This window comes from Streptomyces sp. NBC_01197 (genome assembly GCF_036010505.1).
GTDB lineage: Bacteria > Actinomycetota > Actinomycetes > Streptomycetales > Streptomycetaceae > Streptomyces.
The window spans coordinates 7,227,365-7,244,804 of the sequence record NZ_CP108569.1 but is presented as its reverse complement, the minus strand read 5'-3'; the positions used below and the strand labels follow the sequence as shown (position 1 = coordinate 7,244,804).

Annotated in this window: 16 protein-coding genes and 1 pseudogene; 9 read left to right on the top strand and 8 right to left on the bottom strand. The window is 70.7% G+C overall.

All coding sequences use genetic code 11. The features are described 5' to 3' along the window. Nucleotides 1–111: 111 nt before the first annotated feature. Together OG452_RS33285 and OG452_RS33280 are read left to right on the top strand one after the other, a co-directional pair. Nucleotides 112–564 (top strand): DUF5990 family protein, encoded by a 453-nt coding sequence (locus OG452_RS33285; protein WP_327299261.1) that lies wholly within the window; start codon nt 112–114, stop codon nt 562–564. Nucleotides 565–690: 126 nt separating this feature from the next. Continuing rightward, entirely contained in the window at nt 691–1,524 is an 834-nt protein-coding gene (locus OG452_RS33280) for a hypothetical protein (RefSeq protein ID WP_327299260.1), read from the top strand. A 77-nt stretch (nt 1,525–1,601) separates the two neighbouring features. Here OG452_RS33280 and OG452_RS33275 read toward each other — a convergent pair whose 3' ends face one another. Continuing rightward, on the bottom strand, nt 1,602–2,321 hold the full coding sequence (locus OG452_RS33275; protein ID WP_327299259.1) for a ribonuclease H family protein: 720 nt from the start codon (nt 2,319–2,321) through the stop codon (nt 1,602–1,604). A 284-nt stretch (nt 2,322–2,605) separates the two neighbouring features. Here OG452_RS33275 and OG452_RS33270 point away from each other — a divergent pair, with 284 nt between their 5' ends. Together OG452_RS33270 and OG452_RS33265 are read left to right on the top strand one after the other, a co-directional pair. After that, on the top strand, nt 2,606–3,091 hold the full coding sequence (locus OG452_RS33270) for a cation:proton antiporter regulatory subunit (protein WP_327299258.1): 486 nt from the start codon (nt 2,606–2,608) through the stop codon (nt 3,089–3,091). Nucleotides 3,092–3,106: 15 nt separating this feature from the next. Then, entirely contained in the window at nt 3,107–4,333 is a 1,227-nt protein-coding gene (locus OG452_RS33265) for a cation:proton antiporter (protein WP_405565222.1), read from the top strand. A 22-nt stretch (nt 4,334–4,355) separates the two neighbouring features. Here OG452_RS33265 and OG452_RS33260 read toward each other — a convergent pair whose 3' ends face one another. Further along, entirely contained in the window at nt 4,356–4,661 is a 306-nt protein-coding gene (locus tag OG452_RS33260; RefSeq protein ID WP_327299256.1) for a hypothetical protein, read from the bottom strand. A gap of 136 nt (nt 4,662–4,797) precedes the next feature. Between OG452_RS33260 and OG452_RS33255 the strand changes: the two genes are divergently transcribed. Beyond that, entirely contained in the window at nt 4,798–5,463 is a 666-nt protein-coding gene (locus tag OG452_RS33255; protein WP_327299255.1) for a transcriptional regulator, read from the top strand. Between the two features lie 85 nt (nt 5,464–5,548). Here the strand turns inward: OG452_RS33255 and OG452_RS33250 are convergent, their stop codons facing one another. Further along, nucleotides 5,549–6,019, bottom strand: coding sequence for a DUF5954 family protein (locus tag OG452_RS33250; RefSeq protein WP_327299254.1), 471 nt, complete (start codon nt 6,017–6,019; stop codon nt 5,549–5,551). A gap of 208 nt (nt 6,020–6,227) precedes the next feature. Between OG452_RS33250 and OG452_RS33245 the strand changes: the two genes are divergently transcribed. Further along, nucleotides 6,228–6,953, top strand: coding sequence for a FadR/GntR family transcriptional regulator (locus OG452_RS33245; RefSeq protein ID WP_327299862.1), 726 nt, complete (start codon nt 6,228–6,230; stop codon nt 6,951–6,953). Nucleotides 6,954–7,044: 91 nt separating this feature from the next. On the opposite strand, the gene OG452_RS33240 is transcribed toward OG452_RS33245, so the two are convergent. The 4 genes from OG452_RS33240 to OG452_RS33225 form a co-directional block, all read right to left on the bottom strand. Continuing rightward, a complete protein-coding gene (locus OG452_RS33240; RefSeq protein ID WP_327299253.1) occupies nt 7,045–8,832 on the bottom strand; it encodes a sialidase family protein in 1,788 nt (595 codons plus the stop codon). 368 nt (nt 8,833–9,200) lie between these two features. Continuing rightward, on the bottom strand, nt 9,201–10,091 hold the full coding sequence (locus OG452_RS33235; RefSeq protein ID WP_327299252.1) for an LLM class F420-dependent oxidoreductase: 891 nt from the start codon (nt 10,089–10,091) through the stop codon (nt 9,201–9,203). Nucleotides 10,092–10,190: 99 nt separating this feature from the next. After that, nucleotides 10,191–10,817, bottom strand: a complete 627-nt coding sequence (locus tag OG452_RS33230; protein ID WP_327299251.1) for an FMN reductase — start codon at nt 10,815–10,817, stop codon at nt 10,191–10,193. Then, nucleotides 10,814–11,923, bottom strand: coding sequence for an LLM class flavin-dependent oxidoreductase (locus tag OG452_RS33225; RefSeq protein WP_327299250.1), 1,110 nt, complete (start codon nt 11,921–11,923; stop codon nt 10,814–10,816). Before OG452_RS33225 ends, OG452_RS33230 begins: the two co-directional genes overlap by 4 nt. 121 nt (nt 11,924–12,044) lie before the next feature. On the opposite strand from OG452_RS33225, the pseudogene OG452_RS33220 reads away from it, so the two are divergent. Further along, a pseudogene (locus tag OG452_RS33220) lies at nt 12,045–12,830 on the top strand (MFS transporter); the annotation flags it as partial. A 154-nt stretch (nt 12,831–12,984) separates the two neighbouring features. On the opposite strand, the gene OG452_RS33215 reads toward OG452_RS33220, so the two are convergent. Then, nucleotides 12,985–13,983 carry a LacI family DNA-binding transcriptional regulator gene (locus OG452_RS33215; RefSeq protein ID WP_327299249.1) on the bottom strand — a complete coding sequence of 333 codons (999 nt, stop codon included), beginning with the start codon at nt 13,981–13,983 and terminating at the stop codon, nt 12,985–12,987. Nucleotides 13,984–14,252: 269 nt separating this feature from the next. On the opposite strand from OG452_RS33215, the gene OG452_RS33210 reads away from it, so the two are divergent. Next, nucleotides 14,253–15,605, top strand: coding sequence for an NCS2 family permease (locus OG452_RS33210; RefSeq protein WP_327299248.1), 1,353 nt, complete (start codon nt 14,253–14,255; stop codon nt 15,603–15,605). A 67-nt stretch (nt 15,606–15,672) separates the two neighbouring features. After that, a complete protein-coding gene (locus tag OG452_RS33205) occupies nt 15,673–17,397 on the top strand; it encodes an adenine deaminase C-terminal domain-containing protein (RefSeq protein ID WP_327299247.1) in 1,725 nt (574 codons plus the stop codon). The last annotated feature ends 43 nt before the right edge of the window (nt 17,398–17,440 follow it).

The following is a 17,440-nucleotide window of genomic DNA, read 5'->3' as shown; positions in this document are numbered from 1 at the left end:
ATGTCATGAACGGTTCACAGGACACTGCCACGGCCCCCGGTCCGGCGTGTGAAGAAGACGGAACGAGCGTGTGCGGATCCGCTGAACGCCCCGGCCCTGGACAATGGGTGTATGCAGCTCCGTATCGAAGCCTCCGGCCTCCCCGGCCGCACCAGTTCCGCCTTCGCCGACGCAGTCGACATCCACGTCGGCGTCCAGGCCAAGGACCGCCCCCAGGAAGTGGCGGCCCCGCACGTCGGCGACCTGCCGTCGGCCCGGTGGACGCTGGAGTGCACGACGGAGCCGGGGCCCGACGGCACCGTCGTCTCCGGTCCGTACATCCAGGACCGCTTCGGCGGACGCTTCGTCTATCTGTCCTGGACGACCGCGGACGAGGACGGCACCGCCACCATGTTCCGGCGCGCCAAACTGATGCTGGACGCCGTCAGCCCCCAAGTGCTCGACGCGGCGGTACGGTCCGGCCGTCTCACCGCCCGGCTGCGGCTCACGGACGGCCAGGGGCAGCCGCTCTGCGGTTCGGTGCGGCCCCCGCTGGTCTCCTGGACCGCCGAGCCCGCCGATTAGCGGCGGCCGGGCGCGCGGCTACGTCACATTCCGGCCATCGGCGCGGAACTGCCGGGCCGCTGTGGTGCGTTCGTACGGGCATCCGGTCTACGCTTCGCCTCCCGCTGCCGAACCGACGGAGGATCAGTGCCCATCAAGACGCTCCGCGTTGCCGCCGTTCTGACGGGTGCCATAGCGCTCTCCGTCGCGTTCCTGCCCAGCGCGACCGCCTCCCCGGGCGGCTGGACCGAGTCGGGCACCTCCTACACCGGCTCACTGACCGGAGGCGAGGGCATCGCCAGCCGGGCGGAAGGCTCGCTGCTCTTCCGCGGGCTCGCGTCGGTGCCGCTGGATCTGCGCGCCAAGGGCTGGAACCATGTGGGCGACCCGGACATCGCCGACGGTGATGTCTTCGACGCCTACCAGGGCGGGGACGACGCGACATCGAAGATGTACGCGGTGACGACCCCCGGCGGGAAGCGGTACGAGTACGTCCACCAGCTCGACCCGGGCGAGAAGCTCAACAACTCCTTCGCCGCGGTCTCTCCGGACTCGCAGTGGATGGTCTCCGGGGAGTGGGGGGACCAGGACCGCCTCCAGGTCTTCCCGGCTCCGCTGCTGAATCACGCCACTCCGCCCACGGGCGGGGCGCTCCCGCAGGCCGGGCAGATCTCACTGGACCGCACGGTGAGCGACATCCAGGGCTGCGACTTCGTGTCGGACACCCGGCTGGTGTGCGTCTCCGACGACGAGGCCAAGGACCTGCTCCAGGTCGACCTCCCGCACGCGCTGGACGGCACGGCGGTCACCGGCCGGGTGACGACGCTGCTCCAGCTCCCCCGGCGCAGCATCTGCTCCGGGACCTTCGAGTCCGAGGGCGTCGACTACGACCCGAGGACGTCCGTCCTGCGCGCGGAGGTGGTCCAGCCGGGCGCCTGCATCGTGTCAACGACGGTCTACTCGTACTCGCCCGCCGGCTGAACCGGACGGCCGGTCCGGACGGCTGGGCACGGCGGTTCGCGGCCGGGCGGTCGCGGGCGGGGGCTGCCCGATGAGTCCTACGCTCCGGCGCCGTCCGCCGTGCGGCAGTCGGGGTGGCCCCAGCCGTCCGCGTTCTTGGCGATGGGCTCACCGGTCGCGTAGGAGCGCCCACAGCGGCAGCGGCCGGGGAACTTCGCGTTCAGCGTCCGCGATGAGGTGCGCTTCGCCGACGGTCCGGCCTTCGTGGCGCTCCCGGGCGGACGCCGGGACGCCCCGCCGGTACGGACGGCGTCGGGCGCGGCGGGCGGCTGCGGGGAGCCGAGGTGGCTGCCCGCGGCCTGCTGCACGATCGCGGCCTGGCTGGCGGCCCGGTCGGCGAAGTCGTTGAGCGGGTCACCGTTGACCTGGTGCGCGGGGACGTAGCGGAACTCGACGGTACGGCCGGTGAGCAGCTCGTCGATCCGCATCACGAGTTCCTGGTTCGCGACCGGTTTGCCGGCCGACGTCTTCCAGCCCTTGCGCTTCCAGCCGGGCAGCCAGGTCGTGACCGCCTTCATCGCGTACTGGGAGTCCATCCGGATCTCCATCCCGACGCCGGGGTCCACTGCGGCCAACAGGCTCTCCAGAGCCGTCAGTTCGGCCACGTTGTTGGTCGCCGTGCCCAGCGGACCCGCCTCCCAGCGGACCGGTACCCCCGCCTCGTCGGCAATGACCCAGGCCCATGCGGCAGGTCCCGGATTTCCTTTCGACGCCCCGTCACACGCGGCGATAACGCGTTCAGCCATGCCCCCGATCATGCCAGCAACAACGGCGGGTCCGGCACCGCACCCTCACCGGACGGCCTCGGCCAGGGCGCCGGCGGAGAGCGCGGTCACCGGTCCCACCTCCCTGACAATCGGGCATAAAAGCCAGGAATTACCCCATAAAGGTCGCGCTATTTACCATTACTTGACCTGCGCTAGAGTATGAGCAGAGCTACCGGCCGCCCACCGGACCGAGTCCGCCGAGACCGAGCGCGGTCGTACCGCGCCTTCGGCGACCGTCCCGCACACCACCCCTGAATGCCTTGATGGAGCCTTCCATGGAACCCGCCGCCCGCATCCGGAAAACCGGCCTGCCCGGAGTCGGAACCAGGTACGACCTCAACACCGATGCCGGACAGCACATTTCGGTCGTGGCACATCAGGACGGCCGGCGCATCCTCGCGTTCCACGACCCCGAGGACGACGACAGCTGCCGCAGCTCGACGCCGCTCGCCTCGCACGAAGCGGCCGCGCTGTCCCGGCTCCTCACACCGGCGCCGGTGGCCCAGCTGTACGAGCACCTGGAGATCGACCTGGTGAGCGAACGCATCGCGATCACCAAGAAGTCCCCGTACGCGGGGCGCGTCCTCGGCTCCACTCAGGCGCGCACCAGGACCGGCGCCTCCATCGTCGCCGTGCTGCGGCGGACCACCGCATTCCCCTCCCCCACCCCGGACTTCCGCTTCGCCAGTGGCGACATCCTCGTTGTCGTCGGCACCCGCGAAGACGTGGACGCCGTCGCGGAACTGATCACCGGAGGATAGACGCCTGTGCACGACATGTCCGCGCTGCTCATCGAACTCGGGGCGGTCATCCTTGCCCTGGGCCTCCTGGGCCGCTTCGCCGGCCGCATCGGCTTCTCCCCCATTCCGCTGTACCTGCTGGCCGGACTCGCATTCGGCCACGGCGGCCTCATACCGCTGGACGCCAGCGAGGAGTTCACCGCCACCGGCGCCGAGATCGGCGTCATCCTGCTGCTGCTCCTGCTGGGGCTTGAGTACAGCGCCTCCGAACTCGTCACGAACCTCAAGACGCAGTACCCCTCCGGAATCGTCGACTTCGTACTGAACGCGACCCCGGGCGCCGCCGCCGCGCTCATCCTCGGCTGGGGCCCGGTCGCCGCCGTCGCGCTGGCCGGTGTCACCTGGATCTCCTCATCGGGAGTGATCGCCAAGGTGCTGGGGGATCTCGGCCGCCTCGGCAATCGGGAGACACCGGTCGTCCTCGGCGTGCTGGTCATCGAAGACCTGGCGATGGCCGTCTATCTGCCGCTGCTCACCGCACTGCTCGCCGGCCTCAGCCTGGCCGGGGGCAGCCTTACCCTGCTGATCTCTCTCGGCACGGTCGGCGCGGTCCTCTATGTGGCGCTGCGCCACGGCCGGTTCATCAGCCGGGCGGTCTCGTCCGACAACCCGGAGATGCTGCTCCTCGTGGTCCTCGGGCTGACGCTGTTCGTCGCCGGGATCGCGCAGCAGCTCCAGGTCTCAGCGGCGGTCGGTGCGTTCCTGGTGGGCATCGCACTCTCCGGTGAGGTCGCCGAAGGCGCGCACAACCTGCTGACTCCGCTGCGGGACCTCTTCGCAGCCGTCTTCTTCGTCTTCTTCGGGCTGAGCACCAACCCGGCCGACATTCCGCCGGTACTCGTCCCCGCGCTGCTCCTCGCGATCGTGACGGTGCTGACGAAGATCGCCACCGGCTGGTACGCGGCCCGCCGGGCCGGGATCAGAACCGCGGGACGGTGGCGGGCCGGCGGCACGCTGGTGGCGCGCGGTGAGTTCTCCATCGTGATCGCGGGTCTGGCGGTCGGCGTCGAGCCGCGCGTCGGCCCGCTGGCCACGGCGTACGTCCTGATCCTGGTCATCGTCGGCCCGCTGACCGCCCGCTGGACCGAGCCGCTGGCACGCCGGCTCCGCCGCGGCACGCCGGACACCGCTCCGCCGGCCCCGCGGACGACCGACACGGCGGATGCGGCGGACGCGGCCGGCACGGCGGGCTCCCGCGGCTGATCGCCTCGGCCGGGCACCACCCCTACTGCTGAGCCCAGGGCCCCGCGTTGTACTGGACGGTCTCCGCCGTGACTCCGCCCCCGCTGCGGACCGCCTCGACGACGATCTGGTGGAGTTCGCGGCTGGCTCGCTCCGAGCCGCAGGGCACCGGGCTGCCGACCAGGGTGAACCAGTCCGACGACCCGCTGTACTGCACGGCGAAGGACGCCTGATCCTCCGACCACGTGGTGTGCACCGTCAGGTCGCCGGTCAGCACACCGACCTCTTCCGTACGGACTCCGCCCGGTCCCGCGAAGATTCCGCTGGTGGTCCACGAAGCCCAGGTCATGGCACGTCGTCCTTTCGGACAGGGACAGCCGTTCGAGTGAACATTTCCGAGTATGGCACCGCCGCCCGGGCTGCGCACGACAGGTGCCGCACACACTCTGGGCGGGTACCGCGTACCCATGACGAAGGGGACCGGAATGGACCGTACAGCGCTCGACGTACTCAGCAGCACCACGGCCGAGCTCGCTCCGGGCGCCGCGGACAACCGGCTCGTCCCGTTGATCGCAGCGGGTACCGCGGACCTCCGCGCGCTGTCGGCGCTCACCCTGGAGCAGCACCACATCATCGCGAGCGACCGGGGCTCCTTCGCGTATCTGGCCGAGCGGTCGGCCGCTCGCCGGGAGGACGCCTGTGCCGTATTCTTCGCCGGCCTCGCGGGCGGGGAGAACTCCGCGGCCGAGCGGCTCGAAGCGCTGACCGCCGCGTGCGGACTCGACAGCGCGGACGTGGCGGCGTACGAACCGACGGCCGGCTGCCAGGCCTATCCCTCATACGTGGCGAGGCTGGCGCTGACCGGTGCGCCGGCGGAGACCGCCCTCGCACTCACCGCCAACTTCGCCGCCTGGGGTGGCTACTGCGCGACGATCGCGGAGAGGCTGCGCACCCACTACGGCTTCGACGACGAGGGCTGCGGGTTCTTCGACTTCTTCGGCGAGCCCGCGCCCGGTCTCGAAGCGCAGGCAGCGGACGCCATCCAGGCCGGGCTCGACGGCGGTCTCGACATCGCGTCCGCCCGCCGGCACGGGCGGCTGCTGCAGAGCTACGAGCTGATGTTCTGGAACACGCTCGCAGAACTGGCCTGACGAACACGGCCTGACGACGGCCTGACGGACTGGCCTGACCCTGACGAACACGGCCTGACGGACACGGTCTGGCGGACATGACCGCTCAGTGTTCGGACTCCCGGTCGTCGAACTCCTCAGGAAAGGGGCAGTCCGTCCCCTGGGGCGGCTCGGGCCCGTACTCCGTCATGACCACGGTCTGCTCGACGCGCACAATGCGGTAGACCCTCTCCCCGAGGACGACCTGGTCCGCACCGTTCTCGACGGCGTCGGCCGCCTGCGCGTAGCGGACCGCCGCCACCTGCGGGTGCTCGGTGGTACCGCGCAGGACCGCGGCCAGATCGAGCCGCGCCTCGTCCTCGCTCGGCTGGGCCGGGAACATCTGCCGCCAGCCCGCACCTTCGAGGACCATCGCCGCGTACGCGGTGTACGGCGCCATCCGGGTCCGCTCGAAGGACGTCGATTCGATCGGGTAGCGGCGGCGCAGCTTCTCCTCGCGTGCGCCCGTCGCGAGGACCTGTCGTGCCTCCTCGTCGAAAGCGCTCCGGCTGCCCGGGGTCTCGTCGTGATCGCTCATGGGGCCATCATCCTGCCCAGGTCCGGGTCGCCGTAAGACGTCAGCGCGGTGTCCGGAACGCGGCGGTCCTCCTGGTGCACAGGGAGGACGGAACAGCGAGGGCAACGGCCGCAAAGAACTCGTCTGATGTCTGATGTCTGATGGCTGGTAACGTATGAAGGGCAGCTGGGACAAGGAGAGGGGTCAAGGGGTGGAGAGCCGACAAATCCTGGAAGGTCGCCGGGGGCGTTCGCTGCTGAGGCAGGAGGTCAGCGAGGGAATCAAGCGGTACATCCTGGAGAACAAACTTCGCCCGGGAGACCCGCTGCCCACCGAGAGCGAACTGAGCGCCACCCTCGGCGCGAGCCGGTCGAGTGTGCGCGAGGCGGTCAAGACCCTCGACGCGCTGGACATCGTCGAGGTGCGGCACGGCCACGGCACCTATGTCGGCAGGCTCAGTCTCTCCGCGCTGGTGGAGGGGCTCACCTTCCGTGGACTGCTCAGCCGCGACGACGACTTCAAGGTCATGTCGGATCTGGTGGATGTACGCGAACTGTTCGAGCGCGGGATGGCGGAGCGCATCCTCACCTCCCTGGGCAGCGACCACCTACGCACCCTCTACCGCATCGTGGACGACATGGAGCGGTCAGGAAACGCCGGCGGCACGGGCTTCGTCGAAGCCGACCGGGCCTTCCACGCCCTGCTGGTCGAACCGCTCGGCAACGAGCTGATCGGGCAGCTGTCGCTCGCGTTCTGGGACGTCTACACGATCGTCGTGCCGCATCTCGGGGTGTTCACCAGCAAGGACGAGGCCGAGACCGTGGCCAACCACCGCAGGATCGTGGACACCGCCCGCGCCGGCGATGTCGACGCCTTCACCCGCGCCATCACGGAGCACTACGCACCGGTCAGGCGGCGGGTACAGGAGGCACGTGCGGCGGCCCCGGCCACCTGAACCGCCTCTCCGGCGCTCCGCGCCCGGCCCCTCGGCCTGCCTCGGCGCCCACCACTCGTACGCCGGTCCGAAGCAGGCCGGGGCCGGTCGGTCAGGACTGCCGTGCCCAGCCGGGGGTGAAGCTGCTGAAGACGATGCCACCGGTGTCGCCGATCTCGAAGAGGTCGCCGATCACACCGTTGCCGAGGACCGCCGTGGTCGAGTAGCCGGCCGCTCCCGACTTGATCAGCACCTGGTGTGGCCACGTCACGCCGTCGTCCTCACTCACCCGCACCGTCAGCTCACTGCGGTCGGCCGACGCGTTGTTGCTCTGCACCGTGACGGGGGTCCGGGTGGGATATCCGCCAGCGCCGACGTCGGTGGGCCTGAGGTACGAGATCTCATCGGCGTTGCAACCGGGGTCGATCAGGCCGGAGTTCCAGGCGGGCCCGTAGGCGCCTGCGACGTTCCGGCCGGTGGCCGTGTCCGCGGCGGTGGCATACCAGCGGTTGCCTCCGCCGTCCGACCTGAGGTTCTGCACCACCTGGCCGCTGTCGCGCTGCACCGCCTTGTTCTCGTTGACGCCGGTCGCCGCCGGGGCGCCGGCGTGCCAGGTGGCGCCGTGGTCGTCGGAGTAGATGTTGCCCGCGTGGTCGGCCCCGTCCTGCTTGTAGACGATCGGCTGGACGAGACGGCCGTCGGAGAGCTGGATGCCATGGCCCGAAGAGGCGAACATACCGGCCCACCTGACGTTCTTGACCTGCGGATTCAGATCCACCGGCCGGCTCCAGGTGGCGCCGTCGTCAGTGGAGGAGATCACCCTGATGTGCATGGCGGTGCTGTCGGTCGCCGAGTTCGAGCCCGCCGACGAGCCCGCGTAGCTGACGCCGGGCGCGGGCGAGTAGTTGACGAACGCGTACACCGTGCCGCCCGGGCCGGCCGAACGGTCCACCAGGAGGCTGCTGTCGCCGTACCCCTCGCTGGTGGTGGCCGCGTGCGCGACGGTCGATGCGCCGGTCCAGGTGGCGCCGCCGTCGGTGCTGCGGCGCATCGCCACCTGGATGTTGTTGCTGCTGCCGCCCAGGTCGCCCGAGCTGTCGATGCGGGCGTCGGCCATGGCGATGACCGTGCCGTCGTTGGTGACGGCCATCGCCGGGATACGGACCGACGCGGCGGTGCCGGTGTAGGTCTCGTAGCCGCTGCCGTCCGCCTTGGCCCGGTTCAGCCCCGCGATCTGGGTTCCGGCGCTGGTGGATGTATGCGCCGCGAAGAGAGTCTGGGTGTTCATGCCGGGCGTACCCGCGGACAGCCCGCAGCGCACGGTCCCGCTCTCGGTGCGGTCGAAGCCGGGGGCAGAAGTCCTGATTTGGTACGGGGTTCCGTCGGACGCCGTCCAGGACAGCGTGTCGTCCGTGCCGTGGGCCGCCACGGTACGGGTCCAGGGGGAGCCGGGGCGTCCCGCCCACGCAACGGTGAAGGTCTTCGACATGTCGGACCGGTTGACCAGGGTGAGCTTCAGCCGGTGGGTCGCGGGCAGCGAACCGTCCGCGCCGCGCGGGCACTCCGCGCTGATCTGCGCGGCCATGGACCGGCCACAGTCCAGCGTGCCTGTTGTGGTCCTGTCCAGCCCCTGGGGCGTGGTGGTGCGGAACGAGTAGTCCGTGCCACTGGGCTTGGAGAAGTACAGATCGGTACGGTCACCGGCGGCCACCGCGCGGGTCCAGGTGCCGTCGCCTGGCCAGGTGACCGTGAAGGTGGTGGCCACGGTGGTGGGGTTGAGCAGCGATACACGGATCCGGCTGCTGGTGCAGTCCTGGCTGACCACGGCCGACTGGGTGCCGTCCGCCGCCACAGCCTGGCCCGTCGTCGCAACGGTGGCGGCGGCCAGGATCGCCACCACTGCAAGCAGCGTAACGGCCAGTCTCCGCAGGGGCGTTGGTGCTCTCCACGTCAATGCCATCTGCTCGAACGCTCCTCGGTGCGATGGGGAGATTAAGGACAACGTGGGTTAAAGGGGTCAAGTGATGTGCGATGCATGACATCAGACGTCATGCGTCCAGTGGTTCGAGACCTTAGGAGCGGGCGGACAGAAACGCAATGGGCGGTCGCTGGAGGCGAGTTCACCAGAACAACGGCGACGGCCCCGCGGACTGGGCCGCGGGGCCGTCGAAAAGGTGGGAATCGCCTGTTCGGAGCAGGCGGACTCAGAGGTGGCTCAGAGGTACGGGGTCAGGGGGCAGCGGTACGGAGCCGACGGGACGCCGTCCGTCAGCCGAGGGAGAAGGCCGACGCCAGCTCGCGCCACTCGGCGCGCGGCAGGCCGCTGTGCCGGTCGTCCTCCGTCAGTACCTGGAGCGCCACGTGGTCGGCGCCCGCCGCGCGGTACTCGTCCACCCGGGCCCGCGCCGTCTCCAGGTCACCCAGTGCGAACAGCGCGTCAAGGAGCCGGTTGCTGCCGCCATCGGCGAAGTCCGCATCCTCGAAACCGAGCCGCAACAGATTGCTGGTGTAGTTGGGGAGTTGCAGATACATCGCGAGCGTGCCCCGTGCGACGGTGCGCGCCCGGTCGAGATCGGTGTCGAGTACGACCTTCAGCTCGGGAGCGAGCAGGGCGTCGGGGCCGAGGGCGTCGCGCGCCTGCGCCGTGTGCTCGGCGGTGACCAGATAGGGATGGGCACCCACGGCACGTTCGGCCGCCAGCGTCAGCATCTTCGGGCCGAGCGCGGCCAGCACCCGGCGCGAGGCGGGCACCGGGTCGGGCGCGGTGTCCAGGGCGTCGAGGTAGGCGACCATCTCCGAGTACGGGCGGGCGTACTGGGGGGTGAGCGCGTCGTGGCTGACGCCGAGCCCGAGCACGAACCGGCCGGGGTGGCGCTTCTCGATCCGCGCGGCCTGCTCCGCGACATCGGTGGCGCTGTGCTGCCAGATGCTCAGGATGCCGGTCGCGACGGTGATGCGCCGCCCCGCGTCGACGACGGGCACCACGTCCTCCATGGACGGGCTGCCACCGATCCACAGGGTGCCGTAGCCGAGCTCGTCCAGCTCGGCCACGGCGTCGGACACCTCGCTGCGGCGGCCGGCATCCTCGGGGTGCAGGGCTCCACTCCAAATGCCGATGGTGCCGAAACGAGCGTGCTGGTCAGAGATCTCAGAGGTCATGGAGGCTCCAACCACCCTCGGCCCGGCCCCTATTCCGCCGCCCGGCACCTTCCCCCGATCGGCCCAGCACACCGCAGCCTCTGACTCCGGCGTACAGGGTCAGCCGGCGCGGAGACCGGCCAGCTGCTCCGCGAAGGGCACCACGTCCTCGTAGGCATCCCCCGCCCCGGCCGGCGCGGACCGGGCCGCCATCAGCGCGGCCAGTTCCCGGCCGGCCCGCTCGATGCGGGCCGGAAGACTCCCGGTGTCGCCGTCGCCGTCCGATCCCCAGTCCTCGGACGCGGCGTAGACGGCGGTGGGGACGACCAGTGCCCGCAGATAGGCGAAGAGCGGGCGCATCGCGTGTTCCAGTACGAGCGAGTGGCGCGCGGTGCCGCCGGTCGCGGCGATGAGCACCGGGGTACCGGCCAGTGCCGTGTTGTCGACCAGGTCGAAGAACGACTTGAAGAGCCCGCTGTACGAGGCGGTGAAGACCGGCGTCACCGCGATCACGCCGTCGGCCTCGGTCACCGCGTCGATGGCATCGCGCAGGGCTGGGTTCGGGAACCCGGCCACCAGGTGGTTGGCGATGGCGGTCGCCAGATCGCGGATCTCGACCACCCGGACCTCGACGTCGTTTTCGTCGAGCGCGCGGGCCGTGGCCTCCGCCAGCCGGTCGGCCAGCAGCCTGGTCGACGACGGCCGACCGAGACCGGCCGAAACGGCCACCAGTTTCAACGCGGTCATACCACTGCCTCCTCGGTCCCGGCCCGCAGGCCTCGGTCACGCTCGGCCACGAGAGCCGCGTGGGTGGGGCCGTCCGGCACCTCCGCCGGCCGGTTCTTCGCGAACTCCCTCCGCAGCACCGGCACAACCTCCTCGCCGAGGATGTCGAGCTGTTCGAGGACGGTCTTCAGCGGCAGCCCCGCGTGGTCCATCAGGAACAACTGGCGCTGGTAGTCGCCGAAGGAGTCCCGGAACGTCAGAGTCTTCTCGATGACCTCCTGCGGGCTCCCCACGGTCAGCGGTGTCTGCTCGGTGAACTCCTCCAGCGAGGGCCCGTGTCCGTACACCGGCGCGTTGTCGAAGTACGGCCGGAACTCGCGTACGGCGTCCTGCGAGTTCTTCCGCATGAACACCTGCCCGCCGAGGCCCACCGTCGCCTGCTGTGGGGTTCCGTGCCCGTAGAAGGCGAAGCGCTCCCGGTAGAACGTGATCAGCCGTTTGAAGTGGTCCTTCGGCCAGAAGATGTTGTTGGCGAAGAAGCCGTCGCCGTAGTACGCCGCCTGCTCGGCGATCTCCGGACTGCGGATCGAACCGTGCCAGACGAACGGCGGCACCCCGTCGAGCGGGCGGGGGGTGGCGGTGAAACTCTGCAGCGGCGTACGGAACTTGCCCTCCCAGTCCACGACGTCGTTGCGCCACAGTTCGTGCAGCAGTGCGTAGTTCTCCACTGCGAGCGGGATCCCCTGCCGGATGTCCTGACCGAACCACGGGTAGACCGGTCCGGTGTTCCCGCGTCCCATCATCAGATCGACGCGGCCGTCGGCCAGATGCTGGAGCATCGCGTAGTCCTCGGCGATCTTCACCGGGTCGTTCGTCGTGATGAGGGTGGTGGAGGTGGAGAGGATGATGTTCTCGGTGCGGGCCGCGATATGACCGAGCAGCGTGGTGGGCGACGACGGCACGAACGGCGGGTTGTGGTGCTCGCCGGTCGCGAAGACGTCCAGGCCGACCTCCTCCGCCTTGAGCGCGATGGCGACCATCGCCTTGATCCGCTCATGCTCGGACGGCGCCTTCCCCGTGGTCGGGTCGGTCGTGACGTCGCCGACGGTGAAGATTCCGAACTGCATCGCGCTCACCTCTCGAAGCTGTGACTGCTCGATTATTAGTAGTTGAATGTTGAACTGAATCGTACAACGGCCGACCCCCCATCCGTATTCCGGTACGGCGCCCAGCACCGCTGCCGGGCGCCCGCCCGCGCAACGGGGACTCGCGCTCGGTGTGTTCGGTATGGGCATGGGCGGAGTCGCCCTCTCCGGCTGCTTCACGACGCGGATCGCCGAGCACGGGGTCAACCTGCCGTTCATCGCGATGGCCGTCGCACTGGCCGTGTTCGCCGTGCTCGGCACGTTGCTGATCACCGACCATCCGGACCGGCAGGTACCCACCACCCCACTGGCCACCCGGCTCGGCAGCGCCGGACGGCTGCGGGTGACGTGGGAGCTGTCGGCTCTGTACGCGATCGGGTTCGGCGGAGTCGTGGCGTTCGGCGTCTATCTGCCCACGTATCTGAATACCTGGTACAGCCTCTCCCCGACCGACGCGGGTACCAAGGCCGCCGGTTTCGCGCTGGTCACCGTCATCTTCCGGCCCGTCGGCGGACGCCTCGCCGACCTGATCCATCCCGCCGTCGTCACCGCGGGCGCCTTCGCCCTGGTCGCGCTGATGGCGATCATCCAGGCCTTCGATCCGCCGCTCAACCCCACCGGCACCGTCTGCCTCATCGTCATGGCGGCGGGCCTCGGCTCGGCGAGCGGCAGTGTGTTCGCCCTGGTCTCCCAGGTCATCCCTCGGACGGGGGTGGGCAGCGTGACCGGGATCGTCGGGGCGGCGGGATGCCTGGGCGGCTTCGTACCGCCGCTGGTCATGGGTGCGGTCCACGGCGCAAAGGGCACCTACTCGATCGCCTTCATGCTGCTATCCGACCTGGCGCTGGGCGGGTGCGTCTACGCGTTCGGCCGGATGCGGACGATCAGACCGTCCACCGCCGGACCGTGCACTGGCGGATCCACCGCCGCATCGGCCACTGCCGGAGCCACCGCCGAACCGCGATCAGACGGAAGCGTGGTCACCCCGCACCCCGATCGGTCCGGACTCTGATCAGCCCGGACCATGATCAGCCGAACCGTGATCAGTCCGACCGTGGCCCGTCCGCCGGGCCCCCCGGCGGGGCCGTCGACGCCCGGCGGTGGAGCACGGTCGGCAGCTCGGTCACGACGGTCCTGCGGCTGCCCGCGCAGACCTCAAGGAGACGGGTCACCGCGAGCGCTCCCGCCTCACCGACGGGGACACCCAGCGCGGTGACGGCCGGGGAGGTCGCCCCGAGCGCCGTGAGGTCGTCGGCCGCGGCCAGGCTCATATCCTCGGGAACGCGGACACCGGCCGCCTTCAGGCCGTGCAGCAGGCCGAGCGCCAGATAGCTGTTGTACGCGATCACCGCGGTGGCCCCGGACGGCAGCGCCGCGGCGGCCCCGATCCCCGCGTCGAAGGTGGGCGGCAGCGGCCCGAGCACCACCAGCCGCGCCCCGGCGGCCCCGGCCTGCTCCGCCATGGCCTCGCGCCGCCGCGCGTCGGCCCAGGAACCGGCAGGACCCGACACATACGCGATGTCACGGTGCCCCAGGTCGAGCAGATGCCGGACCAGGGCGGAGGTGCCGGATGCCGTGTCGAGGACAACGGCGGGCAGCCGGCCGGAGCGGCGGTCGACCAGGACCAGCGGGCGGCGGCGGGCCCGCTCGCGCAGCGCCGCGTCCGGGCCGACGGGCGCGACCATGATCAGGCCGTCGACCTGCTCGGAGATCCGGTCGACGAGCACCGCCTCACGTTCGGCGCTGTACTCGGAGACGGTGAGCAGCAGATGGCTGTCGGTCTCCTCGGCTGCCTGCTGGGCGCCCAGGACCAGCGGTGCGAAGAAGGGGTTGGCGAGGGTCGGTACGATCAGTCCGATCATGCCGGTACGCCCGGTGGTCAGGGCGCGGGCGGCCGGATTCGGGTGGAAGCCGAGACGTTCAGCGGCGCCGCGCACCCGCTGGAGGGTGGACTCGGCGACCATCTCCGGACGCATCAGCGCACGGGAGGCCGTGGCCTTGGACACGCCTGCCGCGCGGGCCACATCAGCCAGTGTCGCCATCGTCGGATCCCCCTCCGTCGCCGCCGTACGGGCCGGCCCTCGGCACGCCCCCTGCGGACCATGTGACCGCAGTGTGACCGATCACGGGGTTCACGTGGCGGCCCGGTCGTGCCATCCTATCCGCAACCGGCCTCTGCAACCGGTTACAGAGACCGGTTGCAGAAGTCCCGGCGGCGCGGCCCAGCGGAGTCGCGCCGGAGATGCCCAACAGATCCGGAACGCCGGCCTCGCCCTCTCATCCTGCCGAGGTACTCATGCACCGACCCGACGTGTCCGACGTACAGGACGCGCCCGACCTGGCCCCCGGGCCACGCTCCTCGCCGCTGGAACGGGTGTTCCACATCAGCGAGCGCGGCAGCACGCCACGCACCGAGGCCGTCGCGGGCCTCTCCATGTTCGTGGCGGCCGCCTACGCGGCGGTGGTCGTGCCCGGCCAGCTGGCGAAGGCGGGTCTCCCGCTCGGCCCGGTCACCACCGCCGTGATCATCGCGATCGTGCTGGCCACGCTCGCGATGGGCCTGTTCGCGAACCTGCCGTTCGTCCTCGCCCCCGGTCTCGGCGGGGTGGCACTGCTCGCTGTCACCATCGTCGGCCAGGACGGGGTCCCCTGGAGCTCCGCACTGGGCATGGTGTTCTGGTCCGGTGTGGCGTTCCTGGTGCTCACCGCCCTGGGCATCCGCGACCTGATCACCCGGCTGATGCCGCTCAACCTCAAGTACGCGATCAGCGGCGGCCTCGGGCTCTTCATCGCGCTGCTGGGCTTCCGCGACAGCGGGCTGGTGATCGCGAAGCCCGCCGGCAACTCCCTGAGCATCGGCGACCTCTCACAGCCGGCGGCCCTGCTCGCGCTCGGCGGCCTGGTGCTGCTGACGGCGCTGGTGACCCGGAAGGTGCCCGGCGCGTTCCTGATCACCATGGCCGTGGTGACCCTGGCGGGCATCCCGTGCGGTGTGACCGAGCTGCCCGGCCACTTCTTCGGGGCGCCCGCCGGCCCGGGATCCGTCGTGTTCCACGTCGACATCCTGGGCGCGCTGAAGCCCGCGTACTTCCCGTACATCTTCGCCTTCTTCGTCTCGGAGTTCTTCTCCATGACGGGCACCCTGCTGGCCGTGGCCGGCCGGGCCGGTCTGACCGACAAGGACGGCAATGTCCCGGGCATCCGGCGGCCGTTCTACGTCGACTCGGGCGCGGTGATCGGCGGCGCCGGACTCGGTGCGCCGAGCATGACGGCGTACCTGGAGTCGTCGGCGGGCGCGGACAGCGGCGGCCGCACGGGGCTCACATCGGTGTACGCGGCACTCGGCTTCGCGGCGCTGCTGCTCGTCACGCCGTTCGCCACCCTGATCCCGTCGGCGGCGACCGCTCCGGTGCTGATGTACATCGGCCTGAGCATGCTCGGCGCGCTGCGCAACGTCGACTTCCGGGACCCGACGGACGCGATCCCGGCCGCGCTGGTGGTCGCGACGACCATCTTCTTCGGCAACTTCGGCACCGGGATCGCCGTCGGCCTCGCCGCCCACGTGCTGGTCAAAGCCGCCGCGGGCCGGTTCCGGGAGATCCCGCTCGGGCTGTGGATCGTGATGATCCCGCTCGGCTACTACTTCTACACACTCGTCCCCTGACCCCGCCGCCCCGAGGTTCGGGGACCGCTGTCCGGGACTCCGACGGCTCGCTGAGGAGCACTACCGCATGACCACTGACCAGCAGCACCTGCCGGAACCGCACGACGTCCGCATCAGCGGCGGCCGGGTGGTGTCCACGTTCACGGGTGAGGAGTTCGCAGCCGACGTCCTGCTGCGCGGCAACCGCATCACCGGTGTGCTGCCGCCCGGCGCGCCCGGCGAAGCGCGGGAGCAGGTGGACGCCACCGGGATGCTCATCGTGCCCGGCTTCGTCGACGCGCACATGCACATCGAGAGCTCGTTCCTCACCCCGCAGACCTTCGCCGGCCTGACTCTCGCACGCGGTACGACGACAGTCCTGGCCGACCCGCACGAGATCGTCAATGTCGCGGGCGCCGAGGCGATGCGCTGGATGACCGAGGCCGGACAGGGGACCCCGCAGACCCAGCTCTGGGGGGTGCCGTCCTGCGTTCCCGCGCTCGAGGGCCTGGAGCACGCGGGCGCCAGCCTCTCCGCCGGTGACATCGACGCGATGCTCCAGTGGCCGGGCGTCATCGCGCTGGGCGAGGTCATGGACTACCGGGCGGTGGTGGCCGACGAACCCCGGATGCGGGGCATCGTGGGCGCGGCCCGCGAGCGCGGGGTCATCCTCGACGGCCACTGCCCGAATCTCAGCGGGGCCGAACTCAGCGCGTACATGGCCACCGGTGTCGACTCGGACCACACCAAGAACCGCACCGAAGTCGTCCTGGAGAAGGCCAGGATGGGCATGCTGATGATGCTCCAGGAGAAGTGTCTGCTCCCCGAGGTAGTCGAGGCGCTCCTTGCACTGCCGCAGCTGCCGCCGCTGTGCCTGGTCACCGACGATCTGGCCGCCGACCACATCCTCTCCACCGGCCACCTCGACCACATCGCGCGCGTCGCGGTCCTGGCCGGGCTGCCCGCGGTCGACGTGCTGCGCGCCCTGACCTGGAACCCGGCGCAGCGGCTGCGGCTGTACGACCGCGGGGTGGTCGCTCCGGGCAAGCGGGCCGACCTGGTCCTGCTCCGCGGCGAGCTGACCGCCTTCGACCCGGCCCTGGTGATCGCGGGCGGCCGGACCGTGGCACGGGACGGGAAACCGGTGTACGCGGCGGAGCCGGTGGCCGGCGCGCTGTCCGGCACCTTCGACGTCGAGCCGCAGACCCCGGAGGGCTTCCGCTGGCGGGTGGGGCTGCCCGACGGTGTGCACCGCTTCCGGGCCATGCGGGTCAACTCGCGCGACACGTACACCGAGCCCACGGAGGCCGAACTGCCGGTCCGCGACGGCGAGGTGCAGTGGGAGGGCCGGGTGACCCTGGTCCGGGTACGCAACCGCTACGGCCGCTCCGGTACGGTCTTCGCCCCGCTGCTGGGCCGTGACCTCGGTGCGGGCGCGGTCGCGACGACGTACGCCCACGACAGCCACAACCTGGTGACCGTGGGGACGACCAGGACCGCGATGGCGAAGGCCGCGGCCGCGGTGCTCGCCGACGGCGGCGGGGTCGCCGTCGTGCACGGCGACGCGGTGGCGGCCCGGCTGCCGCTGCCGGTCGGAGGCGTGATGTCCCCGGCACCGGCCGAGGAGATCGCCGCGCAGTCGGGCGCGGTGCGGACCGCGCTGACGGAGTGGGGCTGGGACCACCTCAACCCGTTCATGAGCGTGTCGACGCTCACGCTCGCGGTGTCGCCCAGCCTCAAGATCACGGATCTGTCGCTGGTGGACGTGGTCCGCAGGGAGCCGGTGGGGGCGACGGCGCCCGCTTCTTCCTGAGCGTGGCGGCGGCCCGGAACCGCTTCCGGCTGTGCGGTGCGGG